At 44.2% G+C, this 14,846-nt stretch carries 15 protein-coding genes and 1 pseudogene; 9 read left to right on the top strand and 7 right to left on the bottom strand.

Annotated elements, in window-relative coordinates:
- Window positions 1-29: 29 nt before the first annotated feature.
- On the bottom strand, window positions 30-908 hold the full coding sequence (locus NDJ01_RS24595; RefSeq protein ID WP_006742040.1) for a LysR family transcriptional regulator: 879 nt from the start codon (window positions 906-908) through the stop codon (window positions 30-32).
- 171 nt (window positions 909-1,079) lie between these two features.
- Here NDJ01_RS24595 and NDJ01_RS24590 point away from each other — a divergent pair, with 171 nt between their 5' ends.
- On the top strand, window positions 1,080-1,655 hold the full coding sequence (locus NDJ01_RS24590) for a class I SAM-dependent methyltransferase (protein ID WP_258587559.1): 576 nt from the start codon (window positions 1,080-1,082) through the stop codon (window positions 1,653-1,655).
- 156 nt (window positions 1,656-1,811) lie between these two features.
- Here NDJ01_RS24590 and NDJ01_RS24585 read toward each other — a convergent pair whose 3' ends face one another.
- Window positions 1,812-3,785: an acetoacetate--CoA ligase gene (locus NDJ01_RS24585; protein WP_258587558.1), complete on the bottom strand. Its 1,974-nt coding sequence runs from the start codon at window positions 3,783-3,785 to the stop codon at window positions 1,812-1,814.
- Window positions 3,786-4,007: 222 nt separating this feature from the next.
- Here NDJ01_RS24585 and phhA point away from each other — a divergent pair, with 222 nt between their 5' ends.
- Both phhA and NDJ01_RS24575 read left to right on the top strand, forming a co-directional pair.
- On the top strand, window positions 4,008-4,802 hold the full coding sequence (phhA, locus tag NDJ01_RS24580) for a phenylalanine 4-monooxygenase (RefSeq protein ID WP_203347321.1): 795 nt from the start codon (window positions 4,008-4,010) through the stop codon (window positions 4,800-4,802).
- Entirely contained in the window at window positions 4,792-5,130 is a 339-nt protein-coding gene (locus NDJ01_RS24575; RefSeq protein ID WP_005375563.1) for a 4a-hydroxytetrahydrobiopterin dehydratase, read from the top strand. Before phhA ends, NDJ01_RS24575 begins: the two co-directional genes overlap by 11 nt.
- Window positions 5,131-5,201: 71 nt before the next feature.
- Here NDJ01_RS24575 and NDJ01_RS24570 read toward each other — a convergent pair whose 3' ends face one another.
- Complete coding sequence (locus NDJ01_RS24570) at window positions 5,202-6,971, bottom strand: choice-of-anchor I family protein (protein ID WP_258587557.1); 1,770 nt, start codon at window positions 6,969-6,971, stop codon at window positions 5,202-5,204.
- A 198-nt stretch (window positions 6,972-7,169) separates the two neighbouring features.
- On the opposite strand from NDJ01_RS24570, the gene NDJ01_RS24565 reads away from it, so the two are divergent.
- A complete protein-coding gene (locus NDJ01_RS24565) occupies window positions 7,170-7,514 on the top strand; it encodes a HopJ type III effector protein (protein ID WP_053807797.1) in 345 nt (114 codons plus the stop codon).
- Between the two features lie 38 nt (window positions 7,515-7,552).
- On the opposite strand, the gene NDJ01_RS24560 is transcribed toward NDJ01_RS24565, so the two are convergent.
- On the bottom strand, window positions 7,553-7,861 hold the full coding sequence (locus tag NDJ01_RS24560; protein WP_258587556.1) for a cysteine-rich CWC family protein: 309 nt from the start codon (window positions 7,859-7,861) through the stop codon (window positions 7,553-7,555).
- Window positions 7,862-8,004: 143 nt separating this feature from the next.
- Between NDJ01_RS24560 and NDJ01_RS24555 the strand changes: the two genes are divergently transcribed.
- Both NDJ01_RS24555 and NDJ01_RS24550 read left to right on the top strand, forming a co-directional pair.
- On the top strand, window positions 8,005-8,220 hold the full coding sequence (locus tag NDJ01_RS24555; RefSeq protein WP_005391112.1) for a DUF3820 family protein: 216 nt from the start codon (window positions 8,005-8,007) through the stop codon (window positions 8,218-8,220).
- 40 nt (window positions 8,221-8,260) lie between these two features.
- Window positions 8,261-8,506 carry a hypothetical protein gene (locus NDJ01_RS24550; RefSeq protein WP_258587555.1) on the top strand — a complete coding sequence of 82 codons (246 nt, stop codon included), beginning with the start codon at window positions 8,261-8,263 and terminating at the stop codon, window positions 8,504-8,506.
- Window positions 8,507-8,645: 139 nt separating this feature from the next.
- On the opposite strand, the gene NDJ01_RS24545 is transcribed toward NDJ01_RS24550, so the two are convergent.
- The gene (locus tag NDJ01_RS24545) at window positions 8,646-8,894 is read right to left on the bottom strand and encodes a hypothetical protein (RefSeq protein ID WP_046873682.1); all 249 of its coding nucleotides are present in this window, start codon (window positions 8,892-8,894) and stop codon (window positions 8,646-8,648) included.
- Window positions 8,895-9,387: 493 nt separating this feature from the next.
- Here NDJ01_RS24545 and NDJ01_RS24540 point away from each other — a divergent pair, with 493 nt between their 5' ends.
- Window positions 9,388-9,867 carry a DUF1456 family protein gene (locus NDJ01_RS24540; RefSeq protein ID WP_053807794.1) on the top strand — a complete coding sequence of 160 codons (480 nt, stop codon included), beginning with the start codon at window positions 9,388-9,390 and terminating at the stop codon, window positions 9,865-9,867.
- A gap of 934 nt (window positions 9,868-10,801) precedes the next feature.
- On the opposite strand, the gene NDJ01_RS24535 is transcribed toward NDJ01_RS24540, so the two are convergent.
- Window positions 10,802-12,406, bottom strand: a complete 1,605-nt coding sequence (locus NDJ01_RS24535; RefSeq protein WP_258587554.1) for a S8 family peptidase — start codon at window positions 12,404-12,406, stop codon at window positions 10,802-10,804.
- 402 nt (window positions 12,407-12,808) lie between these two features.
- On the opposite strand from NDJ01_RS24535, the gene NDJ01_RS24815 reads away from it, so the two are divergent.
- Window positions 12,809-12,937: an IS1 family transposase gene (locus NDJ01_RS24815; protein ID WP_371131087.1), complete on the top strand. Its 129-nt coding sequence runs from the start codon at window positions 12,809-12,811 to the stop codon at window positions 12,935-12,937.
- Between the two features lie 15 nt (window positions 12,938-12,952).
- Window positions 12,953-13,102: pseudogene (locus tag NDJ01_RS24810) on the top strand (IS1-like element transposase); the annotation flags it as partial.
- Window positions 13,103-13,325: 223 nt separating this feature from the next.
- Here NDJ01_RS24810 and NDJ01_RS24525 read toward each other — a convergent pair.
- Window positions 13,326-14,510: a hypothetical protein gene (locus NDJ01_RS24525; protein ID WP_053807792.1), complete on the bottom strand. Its 1,185-nt coding sequence runs from the start codon at window positions 14,508-14,510 to the stop codon at window positions 13,326-13,328.
- Window positions 14,511-14,846 lie beyond the last annotated feature (336 nt).

Genomic DNA, 14,846 nt, shown 5'->3' with positions numbered 1-14,846 from the left:
AATAAAATTGGCGCTCACTGATAAAATGTTTAGAAGTCAAATAAATACTCGCTCAATTTATCCGCTAACCATGTCATTGCTGGGTGCTCAGTTTGACCGTTAGGTGAAAACATACAGTAGTCTTCTTGTGTCAATCCGTATGTATGCTTGATAACGGCGAGCTTTTGCTGGCGAAGGTAATGGCGGATTAATGGTTCTGGCAGTACACCCCAAGCGTCTTCTTCTAAGATGGTGTTGAGCATGTAGTCAAAACTCGAAAAGCCAATGTATCGAGTCGAGAAAGGCTGCAGTTCAGGGTTGTCTTTCTCATTTAGGTACACCATCAACGCTTGCATCTGGCTGCGCAGATCTTCGTCTGAGACTCGGCGCATCTTACTTAGGCGATGTTCTGCACTGCATACTGACATCATACGTATCTTGCCTAGCGGGTTATACACGATACGAGGATCGTCGACGCGCTCATAATCAACACCAAAGGCAAAATCCACTTGGTGGGTACTGACTAAGTTGGCCAAGTCGCCACTGGATGCCAAGATTAAGTTGAAGGTTGTGGAAGGGAAGCGGTTATTCAGTGTATGAGAAAGCTCCTGCCAGAGATCATCAGGTAAGGAGTCGTCACGTGCTACCCAAACTTCCGCGTTAAAACCTTCTGAGATTTGAGCACAGGTTTTTCTTATCCGCTGTGCGATGATAAGTAGGTGTTCGCAATCTTTGTAAATGGCTTTCCCAGCTTCAGAGAGAGTGAGCTGGTTGCCAGTTCGGGTAAACAACTCAACGTTGAGATCTTTCTCTAAAGCCTTAATCGACATACTGAGTTTGGTGCGATTACAATCGAGTTGCCTTGCTGCTTCAGAAACAGAACCACACTCAGCGATGGTGCAGAAGGCTTCTACTTGAGTTAAGTTCATGATTTGACACAACCAATAAATGAATTCAAATAATTTGGGTATTATGCAGATGTGCTCCCAAAGCCGTGAAAGATTATCGAAAAAAACGCGAATCCGCCAGATAAGTCTATGGTCTTTTAACGGTTTTGCGGTAATCTATGTGGGTTACAAAAAGTGAACATGGAGGCCACGATGGCACAAGATTGGGACGGCTTAGCAAAAAACTGGGAATCAAATCCAGCAACAGAGCAATTTGCGCAGTCGGTGTTTGAGCAGTTACAACAGCTAACTCAGCTTGATGGCATTAAAGTACTAGATTTTGGATGCGGAACAGGGCAGTTAAGTCAACGATTGTCACCGATGGTTAAAGACATCGTAGCATTAGACGCATCGGAAGCCATGATTGAAGAACTCGATAAAAAAGAGCTTGCCAATGTAGAACCTGTCGTAGATGCATTGTCTCGCGGCTTGGTCGCTCAGCATCCAGCGTTTCGTGGACAGTTTGACCTAGTAGTTGCATCGTCAGTTTTAGCGTTTGTGGAAGACTTAGACGCGTCATTAAAAATCTCGCATTCTTTACTTAACCACGGCGGTTACTTTGTTCATTTTGATTGGATTGCAGAATCTGAACAAGACGGTTTTACCCTTGCGAAGTCTAAACGTGCTTTGAAAAATGCAGGTTTTACTGAGGTTGAATCGCAACACGTTTTTGACATTACATCTGACGGTAAAACAATGTCGGTATTAATGGGGCTTGGTCGCCGTTAATACTGAATAAAGAACACCACATGATAAAAGCGAGCTACCTAGCTCGCTTTTTTTCTTATCGGTTGAGGGTATGTACCTAAGTTAATCTCACTTGTTCTTCAACCTGTCGCTGGGGGTGTAAGCAAAGTGGTTCTCTAACAACCAAGTGTTCTGAGGTTATTTTTGGGCGACTATCCTGCGGATCTCCTCCAACACTTCAGGGTTGGCTATTGCGCCTAAATTTTCTACGCTCCGATTGTTAACGACTTGCTTAACGGCTAACTCGACCAATTTTCCCGAACGGGTCTTAGGTATATCGCTTATTGCGTAAATTGCACTAGGTACATGTCTTGGAGAACATGCAGATTTTAGCTGTGCTTTGATGGAGGCGATCATCTCGTCGTTGAGCTCTATCCCTTTCATTAATTGGACAAACAGCCATATTTGTTCGTTGCGATCAACTTCTTTTCCTACTGCGATGGAATCTAGAATACCGTCTATACTGTTCACTTGCTGATAGATTTCGGCCGTGCCGATTCTTACGCCACCGGGATTCAACGTGGTATCACTTCGACCATAAAACACGTATCCACCAACGCTGGTCTGTTCAACATCGTCGCCGTGGTGCCAAATATTGTCGAACTTATCCCAATAAGCACGATGATATCTTTCCCCGGTGTCGTTCCAAAAGCCAGCGGGGAAGTTGGGCAATGAATTGGCACAAACCAACTCACCGCGCTCTCCAATTACGCTATTACCTTGCGGGTTAAAGACTCTGACATCGACCCCTAACCCCGCTGATTGGCACTCTCCTCGATAAACGGGAGAAATAGGGTTGCCTAACACAAAGCAGCCACAAATGTCTGTCCCGCCTGAGATTGATGCGAGGTGTACATCTTCTTTAATGTGCTGATAGACATAATCAAACTGCTCTGGATACAGAGCCGAGCCCGTTGAACAAATGGTTTTCAGACTTGGAAATGCATCACTTTTCGGTGGAGAAAAAGAAACTTTTTCCAATGCCTCTAGGTATTTCGCCGAAGTTCCAAACAGCGTCACTTCGGCTTGTTCAGCGAGGTCCCAAAGCACGTTATGAGTGGGATAAACAGGGCTACCATCAAAAATTACTAAACATGCGCCGCTTGCGAGTGAAGAAACGTGCCAGTTCCACATCATCCAGCCACAGGTCGTGTAATAAAACACTCTGTCGTTCGGTTGGATGTCGCAATGCAGTTGGTGCTCTTTCAAATGGTTAAGCACTGTTCCGCCGACGGAATGAACGATGCATTTCGGTTTGCCTGTCGTGCCTGAAGAATAGAGCACAAAGAGCGGATCGTTAAAATTAACACGAGTAAAAGTCAGCGCTTCGGGTGTATATTGATTCAGGACGTTTTGCCAATCTTGAGTGCAGACGTCGCATTCAAAAATGTGTGGTTTCAGGTAGCTAATTTGGCAAACCTGTTTAAGACCATCAAGATGATCCGCAATATGCTGGTTTTTCTCAGACATATCGAAAGTTTTGCCATTGAATGTATAGCCATCACAAGTAAACAGGATTTTAGGTTTCACTTGACCAAAGCGCTCCAAAACGCTTTCAACGCCAAAATCAGGTGAGGTAGAAGTCCAGGTTGCCCCTAAACTGGTGGTTGCTAACATGGCTATCACCGTTTGAGGTAAGTGAGGCAAATAGCCAGCGACGACATCACCTTGCTTGATTCCACATTCTTTCAACCATTGCTGGACACTCGAAACTTCTTCACACAATTGTTTCCATGTGTAGGTTTGCTTTTCTTCACGTTCATTTTCAAACCAAATCGCGAGATCATCGGGTTGGTGACACGCGTAGGTTAGCAAGTTTTCTGCGTAGTTAATTTGTGCGTTTGGGAACCATTTCATGTCCCTATTTTCGACGGGTTGCTGCCAGCGACTTTTTGCTTGCTCCTTTACGGTCTCTCCTTGAGTACCAATGACGTCGCAGAATAACCAGACTTCTTGCCAAAATTTTTCCACATGATCGAGCGACCATTGATGCAGATCGGCGAAGTTTTCAATGGTATTTCCTTGTCGATTAATGTGTTCAATAAACTGTGTGATGTTGGCTTCTTCGATACGACTTTCGCTCGGTTGCCATACTTTGCTGCTCTCGCGCATAGGTCCCTCTATAACAAAGTGGTAACAGATTTTAGTTTGAGAGGAATACACGATAAAGTCAAACAAGCTAGATATTATATCGTGTCATAAAAATCATGCAGTTACGGCGCATTGTAAACAATATGTTACATCGGATCGATACTGAGAAAATCGTGTAGGGATTGGAAGCTCTCAAGACTGAAGATAGGCTTAATGTAAAGGATTTGTTAATGGAGATGTGCCATGACTCAGTATCGTTCTAAACCCGTAAACCAGGAAGGCAGGGTTGAATGGAGCCGTGAAGAAGACGCCATTTGGCGAGATTTGGTAACACGACAAATGGGTGTGATCCAAAACAGAGCTTGTGAGGCTTATTTACACGGTTTAACGCTGCTTGATTTACCTCAAGACCGCGTTCCTCAATTGCCAGAAATTAATCGTGTCTTGATGGAGACAACAGGTTGGCAAGTGGAGCCCGTTCCCGCGCTTATTGATTTTGACCGTTTTTTTAATCTGCTCGGTAATAAGCGCTTTCCCGTCGCCACATTCTTGCGTACCAGAGAAGAGTTCGATTACTTGCAAGAGCCGGATTTCTTCCACGAAATATTTGGTCATTGCGCGATGTTAACCAACCCAGATTTTGCTGCATTTACCGAGCATTATGGTCAACTAGGGCAAGCCGCTACACCAAAACAAAGAGCCTATCTCGCTCGTCTCTACTGGTTTACCGTAGAGTTTGGCTTGGTGAAAGAAGGGGACAAAACCAAAATTTACGGTGGTGGTATTCTCTCATCTCCTGGCGAAACCCTCTACGCATTAGAGAGTGATGTAGCAATTCGCGACCCATTTGAATTACAAACTGTGCTGAGAACGCCTTATCGTATCGACATCATGCAACCTAAGTACTACGTGATTGATGACTTTTCTCAGCTCTTTAAAATCAGTCAGTTAAATTTATTGAAACAAGCTGATCTAGCGATTGAAGCTGGACTGCTTCCTCCACTTTTTGAACCAAAGGAACCTGCTCATGTTGAATGAACAAAAATGCGAAGCTTGTAGTATCGATGCTATTGCACTAAGCAAAGAAGAACAACAATCTCTGTTGCTGCAATTGTCTGATTGGCAGATCATTGAAAGAGAAGACATACCTCAACTAGAAAAGGTGTATAAATTCAAAAACTTCAAACAAGCATGGGCTTTCAGTAACAAAATCGCGGAACTGGCAGAAGATGAGTTCCACCATCCTTCTATTTTGTTGGAGTGGGGTAAGGTCACCGTAACGTGGTGGAGTCACTCTATCAAAGGTCTGCATAAAAACGATTTTATCTGCGCATCAAAGTGTGACGCACTAGCATCGGCAGAGTAGGACATTACCTCACACAAAAAATGCCCGGTTTTATGCCGGGCGTTGTGTTTCTAAATGACTTTTACATTGCTTTATAGGTTAATTCGGAAGACGGATGTCGTGCCAGATACTTCATTGCCAACAGCGATAAAATGACCACCATTGCGAGTAAAGTAATTAATGGATTCTGGGCCTAAATCGCCTGCTTTTGGATTGTATGTGCCGTTCGCGCATTCACCATCTTCGACTTCTGTGCACACTGGCTGATTGTAATCACGACGGTTTACGTAATGTAGGAACTGCACTTGTTTCGGATCGGTAATGTCATAAATCATAATACCGCCTTGGCGCTCCAAGCCGATAAACGCGTAATGGCGGCCGTTAATTTGTGCTACTTCAATCGCCTCTGGCTCAATGCCTTTATCATCACTTCGGTCATCGCCACTGTGATTGTTATCGTTGGTACTGTTGAAGTTTTTACCTTCATTCAGCAGCGCGATAGTCGCAAAATCGTCACCACTATCGAAGACCAACTTGCCGTTTTCATCCCAAATCGAGAATGAACGCGCGCCAAATGCTTGAACATTATCTTGTGCAGAAAGCGCTTGTTCCGGCTTAATCACTTTTAAACGCGCGAGTTGTTTGTTGTCTTTTAGTGCTTCTGCCAATGGGTGTTCTGCTGCTACTTTCAGCTTCTTACCGCGCACTTCATCAACATGGCTTAGACAGGTCCCTTGCTCGGATGTGTATTCATCTGTACCAAGGAAATCGTCCTCATCCCACATAAAGCCTGCTTTGTCGCACAGTTCTTGAGTGGTTTTGAATCCGTACTCACGCCCGTCGCCTTCATTTGCAGATACGATGTAAGTACTCCCATCCACTGAGTAGCTGTCGATCGTGTCAGGCATAAATAAGCCAACCAGTTGTGGGTAGCTTTTCAAGTTTCCAATAATTTTGTCTTTGTTAGATGCATCGAGTTTAGCGTCCGACCAAGACTTCTCACCTAAGCCAACAATTTTTTCTACCGATTTGCTCACTGGATTGACGATTGCCATGGCGTTATTTTCTTGTAGCGCGACATAGATTTTACCGTTATCTGCAAAAGTGAGGTATTCAGGCTCTAGATCTTGTGCGATGGTGGCGTTTGGCCCCGAAATACGTACATTCATTGGAAGCTCTGCTTTTCGTGAGCCATCAAACTCGTTAAAGCCAATTTGTGACACTTCTGCTTGAGTAACACCAAGGCTCAGGTCGATCAAAGTGACGCTACCTTCAGGATCGACGCTGTAATCGCTGTTTGGTTCGCCCTCATTAGCGGTTGCGATGTATCGGCCATCTTTCGAGAAGCCCACCATGTCTGGCAATGCGCCTGTTGGGAACGTCGTGACTAATGACAAATCGTCGGAGCGGTACAAACCAACAATACCATTCGCTTGTTTATTACTGTTTTCAATCGCAACCGCGACCAAACCATTGAATACAGCGACACTGTTTGCAGCGCCAATTTCAACGCCAGCTGCTTCGCCAGCGCTGTTGAGATCAATGAATGCGGTTTGCGTTGGTACGCCGTTGTCATCCATAGAAAGTACATCGACACGTTTTGCTTCAGCATTGACCACATAGAGCTTATCCGTACAAGCGTCATAACTGACGATTTCAGCTGCCGATGTGTCGAATGGGGCATCAGCAACGGATGTCCCGATAAACGTTAACCCTTGAATTGAAGTTTCCCCAGCAACGGGCGCAGTGGTAGGTTTGCATTGTGTAGCGAATGAAGCCACGGTATCTTCGGGTTGTGATGAACACGCGATGGCAAGTGATGACAATGCGAGTGCACCGATTGCCTTTAAAGGGGTGATCATGATATCTCCTTATCAATCCGATACGTTGTCAATCAGCATGGGTTTTATGCTGCTGTCCATTTCCGCACTGGAATGATGGAACGCTGAATGACGTGTGATTTGGTAAGGCTCTGAATATATGTATGATTGATGACTCTTATATTGGCTTTTTATGAAACTAATGTGTCATCAAAATGATGAAGTAGGGATAGAGGAATAATGGAATTAAAATCGTTTTTAGATTTATTGGCAGCGTCACCAGAGCAGGTCGAATTTGAAGCCACGATGGCGGTGATCGAAGATAACTATACGTTTGAGCCAACCGCTTTTGTTAATGGTGAGACACAAAACAATGCAGGCGAGAACAACGGTTCGTGTAAGATCTTCGCTTTCGGTTTGCTAAACAACCTAGACAAAGAAGCGACGCTAGCCTGCTTTGGTCGCTTTTATCGTGAAGATGTATTGCAGCATCCAGAGAATAACGATCACCAGAATATTCGTAATTTTATGGTGACAGGTTGGGAAGGCATTAAGTTTGAAGCACCCGCTTTAACCGCTAAATAAACACCAGTCAGAAAACGCAGAACAGTAAGCCAGTCGTATTATGCGACTGGCTTTTTTTCTAGACATTTTCGGCACAAACACAGCTGGTTGGCGCTTGGCTTGGGTAAATCACGGGTTTCAATAGTAAAGCACCAACAGGTTTCTTTGCCTGCGGCGATATCACAATGGGCTTGAGTCCCGCATTCAGGACAATTGTGCGTTGAATCTTCTCCTGCGATTTGTTCGATAATCGTGTTTCGTTGGTGATCTGTTTTGTCTTTCCATTGGATGATTTCATCCATCGTTCGGTGACAACCAGAGCATATTCCGGCGTTATTTTTACATGTTGCTCGACAAGGTGACTTCATTGCTTTCTCGTTCTCATTTTTTATGCCGCGTACTCTAGCACAAAGCGAGTCAAGGCCGCCAAAATAAACGTGAGTGCTATTTACTGGTGAGGAGGGGGCGGCAGTGATATTCTTGGACGAGTTACCTCAAATCTTTGTCACTTATGTTAGAAAAAGAAAACCTCATTAAACTCGCTAGAGTGCAAATGCCATTTGGAAAATATGCAGGGCGAGTGTTAATCGACCTACCTGAAGAATACCTATTGTGGTTCGATAAAAAGGGCTGGCCAAGTGGCGAGCTAGGGGATTTGCTCAAGCTGTGTTTAGCGCTCAAAATTGAAGGCTTAGATAGTGTCGTGAAGCCTTTGAAGCGTATGTAACTAGCCACAGAAACTCCCACTTTTAATGAAAAGACTTATTATGAATTTTGATATCGATGCACTGAAACACCACCAATTGGTCGAAGATGGTAAATTAGAGGGATGTTACATTCATCAGCCAGCTCAAGGGAGTCAGCAAGATGACAAAGCTGTTTTGGCAGAGCGCCAAGCGTTGGAAAAAATGGGGTATAAGGTAATACAGGTTAAAGCTAAAGGCGGGACAACAACGTTTGCCGAGGCGATGCAAATGCTTTCGAAGGAAACTGGTCACCTGCCTAAGGAGTAAGTGAGTGTAACCTGCCACAGCTTCCCTAGTTATCCCACGATACCATGTGTTTTCATCAAAAGAGCCAGACCGTTAGGCTGACTCTTTTTTGCTCCAAACCCGTTGAGAGCTTAAACATTGATCGTATCAATAAATTCCGTCAGTAGAGAAACCAGTTAGTTGCATAAATAACGAGAAGGACTAGAAGACCTAAAAGGAATGGGAAGGTTAGCATCATTGCGAACTTTTTCTTGAAGCTTGGTTTATCGAATACCACGCCTTCGGCCTCCCTTACTCTTCGCTCTTCATCAAAATGCCATTTAATAGCTAAGTAGGCTCCAATACCTAGTACAATAAGCTTAAAAGCGCCAGCAAAGTACGGAAAGAAGTTAGCCCAACTGTCGTTCATTATCCATCTCTCTCAAATTAAATATGGGCTTTACGGTAGCAGAATCCAAGGTTTATGTTTAGTGCTCTCCCAATGTCAGGCGCCCTGGCTAGCACAAGTCTACTGCTCGTGCTAACTGACCACAACTCTCTTTACAATATACTTAGTTATTAATAATTTAATAGAAAAGGACTAGAACACTTATATCAGTGGCGTGTCTGTATGGTTTGTAACGTTTTTGCCCCATTCCTTGCCAGTAACCTTCTACCTCACAAATAACAGTGAGGTGGTTTGACCTACTTTTTCTAATCAGCATAGTGTCTATGAAAGTGGGGTCTTACCAACTTAGCCAACTAGTTCGAATAGGTCGTCTTATTTCTATTTTTTAACCTACCGAAGAAACGTGTTCTCTGTTAGAGTCACCGTCAACTACGCTATTGAATAAAAACACCCACAGATCGCATGTCATTGATGGATTTTTATTCTCCCTTAGAACTCATTTTAGGAATCCCTAGTGACTAACAACGAAATTTTACGTCGTATCCAACACGCGTTAAACCTTAAAAACGCGCAGATAATGAAAGCTTTCGGGCAAGCCGAAGTCACTGTGGCTCACGATAAAGTGGCAAACTGGTTAAAAGATGAAAGCGACAAATCTTGCGTTAAGATGAAGGATCAAGAGCTAGCGGTATTCTTAAATGGCTTTATTAACCTCAAGCGAGGAAAAAAAGACGGCGAGCAACCTAAGCCAGAAGTCACGTTGACCAACAACATGATTCTCATGAAGCTGCGCATTGCGCTAGACATGAAAGCAGAAGATGCGTTGGACGTATTAGAAGTGGTTGGTATTAGTTTAAGTAAATACGAAATTGGTGCGTATTTCCGCAAGCCAAACAACAAAAACTACAAACAGTGTGAAGACCAACTGCTGTGCGACTTCTTAAATGGTGTGCAGTTTACCAATCGTCCCGATTCTGAAGAGTTTACTGGGTAATTTTTATCTCGAATTGAACGTGGCAATTGATTAAAAAAGCGAGAACCATTTTATTTGGCTATTCGCTTTTATCATGCTAAAGACCGATATTAGAGCTTCACAATCACGTCTACCCTTTGTCTTTCTTCAGTAGATACCTATCAAACCACGCTGAAATCTGGTCGGCTTTTAGAATCCAGACACACACCGCCCCCTATGACCCTACCAAGATAAACTCAAGCTAAAACCTTAAGCCAGTTAGGGGCCACTATTCTGGTCAAGATGTTCCAGACATCTTGTAGTGATTAACTAAAACTGGCCACGTATATAGAGTTTTTCCATACTTTTGGTCATGCGTGCAGAGTCACGACTGACGCCACTGGTAACACGAATTTGCCCCATTCCAATTTACCTCGTTTGCTCCTCTTTGCCTAATAGTTCCCATTTATAATGATCTTGCCGTGGTTCAAGGCCCATTTCATCCAATGTTACCGTTGCCAGCCCATCAACATGTGCAGTATAGGGTCTGAGTTTTGAGTGGATACAATCTTCTCGGATTAGCCACCATATCGTTCACGATGACCAACAGACAAGGTCAGGTCACGCGTTTGTCTCACAGCCTAAAATTGCAAGTGAGAACCGCGGTTACAGTAAAGAATTTGTTTTGAATCATCTTGGGTTTGCCATCATGCCAAGATTTATGATGGAGAAAGAGTTAGCTCGAGGAGATTAAGTTCGCATCCTATTTGATGTACACGACTTGGAGGACCCGACTTATGCGGGTACTACTATATACTACTAATAGAAAGCTTCGATGCCGTTTCGAGTTGAGTTCTTGAAGAAAAAGGCCGGTGCGTTTGAATAGCATCGAACGCCACCTATTAAACTCAGTATTCCCGAAAGCAAAGCCCACCGAAAAGCGGGCTTTGTTCTCTTTTAGTAACGAGAATAACAACTAGTAGTTAGCTTGAATGCTGACACCGCTATAGTTTGAGTAACCTTGAATCATGACGTGATAACGTCCACTTTGTGTCGTGCTGACCGTACATGTCTCATTGTTACCGTATTTGAAAGGTCGGCAGTCCCATGCGTTCAGTGCTGGTTTTGCACCAAAACGGAGATACAAGTCCGCATCACCGCTGCCACCATACATTTGTACGGTTAAGCGCTGCCCAGCTTCTACATCAACATAGTAATACGCTACTTGACCGATTGAGCCACTTAAACCGCTCACTGGCACACCCGAGGTTAACTTGCCTTCTGGATCCGGTGTTGGATCTGGGCCACCACAGTCTTGGCCACAATCAGCATCCGTTAAGCTATAAAGTAGCTTGTTCACGCTGCCTCTTGTGTCCGTCACCTTTCCGGTACTTGCGCGGCTAACGATCAAGGCCTCTACTTGGCTTGGCGACAGCGAACTGTTTTCTTGAAGATACAGTGCTGCTACACCCGCCACATGTGGCGTCGCCATCGAAGTACCACTAATGGTTTTGTAACCACCGTCATACCACGCAGATTTGATTTGTGAGCCTGGCGCAAATACGTCCACACAACTGCCCCAGTTTGAAAAACTCGAACGTGCATCCGTGCTGGTGGTCGAGCCGACAGTTACACCAGTAGCAACGCGCGCTGGAGAGTAGTTACAAGCATCAGCATTCGAGTTACCTGCTGCTAGCATAAAGCTGACACCTGATTGAACCGCACTTTGCACCGCACTATCGAGAGCGACAGATTGACCGCCACCTAAACTCATATTGGCGACTGAAGGTCCGGAAGCGTTCGCAGCCACCCAATCCACGCCGGCGATAACACCAGACGTAGACCCCGATCCGCTACAGCTCAATACTCTTACCCCGACAAGGTTGACGTTTTTCGCAACACCATACAAGCTGCCGCCAATGGTGCCCGCCACGTGTGTGCCGTGTCCATTACAGTCACTTGCATCTGCATCGTTGTCGACAAAGTCATACCCAGAAACCGAGCGACCACCGAACTCAACATGCGCGTTATTCACACCAGTATCGATAACATAAGCCGTTACCCCAGTCCCATCAAAGTTGGCACTGTAGTTATTATCGAGTGGCAAGTTTCGTTGGTCGATTCGGTCTAGTCCCCAAATGGCATTGGTTTGATTTGCGTCTGCCGAGACTATTGGGTCAAGCGATAGGATTCTGTCTTGCTCAATGTAGTCCACACGAGGATCAGAACGCAGATCTTTTAGTTGCTCAGGACTCAAGTTAGCGACAAATCCACTTATCGAGTGGTCAAAAACCGACTCCACTTTTATCGAATACAAACTGGACATGCGGTCTACAGACTGTTGCGTGAATTGCTCGAATTCCGGTGAGCTGCTCGCCATCATTTGCGGCTGTTGAAATACCACTATATAGCGATCTGCAATGGCGATGTCGTCCGGTGCAAGCATCAAAGTGGCAGGCAATGTGTCGGGAGCTTGTTGTAACTCTGCACTGTCCGCAATCTCATTGGGTTGCGAAAAAGCGAGAGAAGAATGAAAACAGAGCGCGGAGGTGATACAACAACTTAGTAGTTTCTTTAACATAAAATGTTCCTTGAAATCATAGTCTTGTTGATTTTACCTAGTACCAAACTGTCAACACGAAAACACAGACAATCAGCGTAGTACGCTCAATACGTGCTGCAGTGACGTTACACAAATCAAACTAGACAATGAGCAGTTATATGCATAATTGATAATGATTCGCATACTAAGAAACATGATCAATAACCAAGCTTTATTGAAATTGAAATGCAAAGATTCATTCAGATTTAGAGCAAAATCCCTAAAATAGAATAATTCTACACACCTGGCTTATTGCCTGTTATATGCACTATTCTTACCGATAATTTACGCAATAGAAACCTAACTATCCTTTCATTGGTCATGACTCAAATTGGTTGATAGATGTTAATATAGCCACCTGATTTCTGATGTTTTTAACTCATGGCTACTATCCAAGTTCAATGTCGTTTCTGTAATAAAACAGAGCCCGTCCGTGAACATGGAAAAGGGCATTCTGGCTTTCCTCGTTTCAGCTGTATCGAGTGTCGAAAGGGCTTTCAACTCGATTAAGTTTACGAAGCCCGCAAGCCAGATGTAAAAGAAAGAATTGTCGATATGTCAATGAATAGCTCTGGAGTTAGGGAAACAGCACAAGTGTTGAATGTCGCATACAACGCGGTATTGAGCACTTTAAAAAATCTCGCCAAGGTAAGTAACCTCAATACCTTTCGATAGAGCAGATATAAGACTAATTTGTAAACTTGAAAGGCTAGCTGCATTGGTTAAGGAATATGAGGAAAAACACTTCCCCATTTAAGAACTGCAACACACCTTTGCTCCTTCCCGTGCCTGTGACGCTCAATCTCACAAATCACAGTGAGTGGGTTTGACCTACTTTTCCTTGTCTGTGTAGTGTCTGGTAAGTCGGAGGACTATCATCTTATGCTTTTAAACGCCGTTAATTTTCATACGCATTGAGCGCTTGCAGCAGCAAAGGTTTAACGATGGGGTAAATTTGATTTAAACGCAACTGGTAGAAATCAAACGCTTCTTTCCAAGACTCTTCGTTCTGCCAGTCAAGAGTTATTACAGGTAGCGAGATTTTTAGCTTCTCTGGGACAAATTCAGAGTCCTCCGGCAATAGTGGCATCAATGACTCTCGCCTAGCATACAGGTACTCAAACAAGTATTGCCCAAGTGCGTCATTTCTGAATCTCACAAAGACACCCACCTCATTGGGTTTAGAGCGGTAAGTTGTTATCCAACTATTGTGTGCCCTTGGTGGTAACTCGAACCATAAGTGCCCCTTAGTCGAAGGGGTTGGTAACCTTACACTAGTGTCATCAAGCTCAAGATAATTAAGCAATGCACTCCAATACTCATAGGATTGACTAGAACCTTTGTTTGTGACTGATTCATTTTGCTCGTTGGTGGATTCCAGTTTCTCAGTAACTTCACTACTTACTTGATTAATCGAAATCACTCGGCGCTCAGTAATTTCAGTTTTGCGCATCACTTGAGGATTCACGAGCAGTTGTTCGCCTGGCATGTGGAAGATCTGCACCTCAACCATGGCAAAAGAAAACTCCATTGATGCATACGTATTAAGAAAGTCCTTTATCTCAAAAGCCCCCTCTCGAATACCATCGCCCACTACCAATAATAAGAAGCGGCCTTTTGAGAGGTTTCGCTGGACCGTATCAATGAATGAGGCTTCTAATACTTCATGGCCATCCGCCTTAACCAATTCAAAAAGCGACAGACCACCATTAATTGCACAAACCTTAGTATCAAGTTCGTCGTAGCTCCAATTCATCAAGTCTTTAGCGTAATCGAGTATCTGTCCAATCACTTCTCTACGAGATTGAGGATTACGATAGAGTTTGGTTTCCGCGATGACCAATCGGCCCGATGGCGTCACATAGATGCAGTCCACTCGACCCGACTTAGTGGCAAGCTCCATACACACTGGTACCGCACCGATATAGTCCGCATCAATCTCATAAAAGGGTAATAGGTCAGCGTTAGCAAAGATAAGTTGCTGTAACCACTTCTCATCGTAGATACCTGTTGCCTGCAACTCGACTCGTTGAAGCCTCTGAACGCTGCTTTCGGGGGATACGATGATTGGACCATTGCTCATGAAAGAACTCCGTTGCTACCTAAAAACGCTGAGAAAAACAAACCGTAAGATTAGCCCAACGCATTACTTTACGGCGTTTACGAAGTCTCATTTTCCTACTTTGACTTGCTGACTTCATTAGTCAGCGAGCAGTTCAGCACTCCCATAAGAGCAAGCTATTGCACTGTCGTGATGCAGTCAGATGGGAAGGCGTGTTGGCTAACTCAATTCTGCCCCATTCCTTTTCAGCGCAGATATAGTTAATATTTTGGAAAAAGGATATTGGCCAAGTTTTAGTAATACGAAATGAGTCCAATGTATACGACCGAATATAGGGTGCCTGAACTGTATTTCGAA

The sequence above is a fragment of the Vibrio sp. HS-50-1 genome, assembly GCF_024747315.1.
Lineage (GTDB): Bacteria > Pseudomonadota > Gammaproteobacteria > Enterobacterales > Vibrionaceae > Vibrio > Vibrio diabolicus.
Note: the sequence above shows the minus strand (reverse complement) of the source record. Positions and strands in the feature narration are given on the sequence as shown.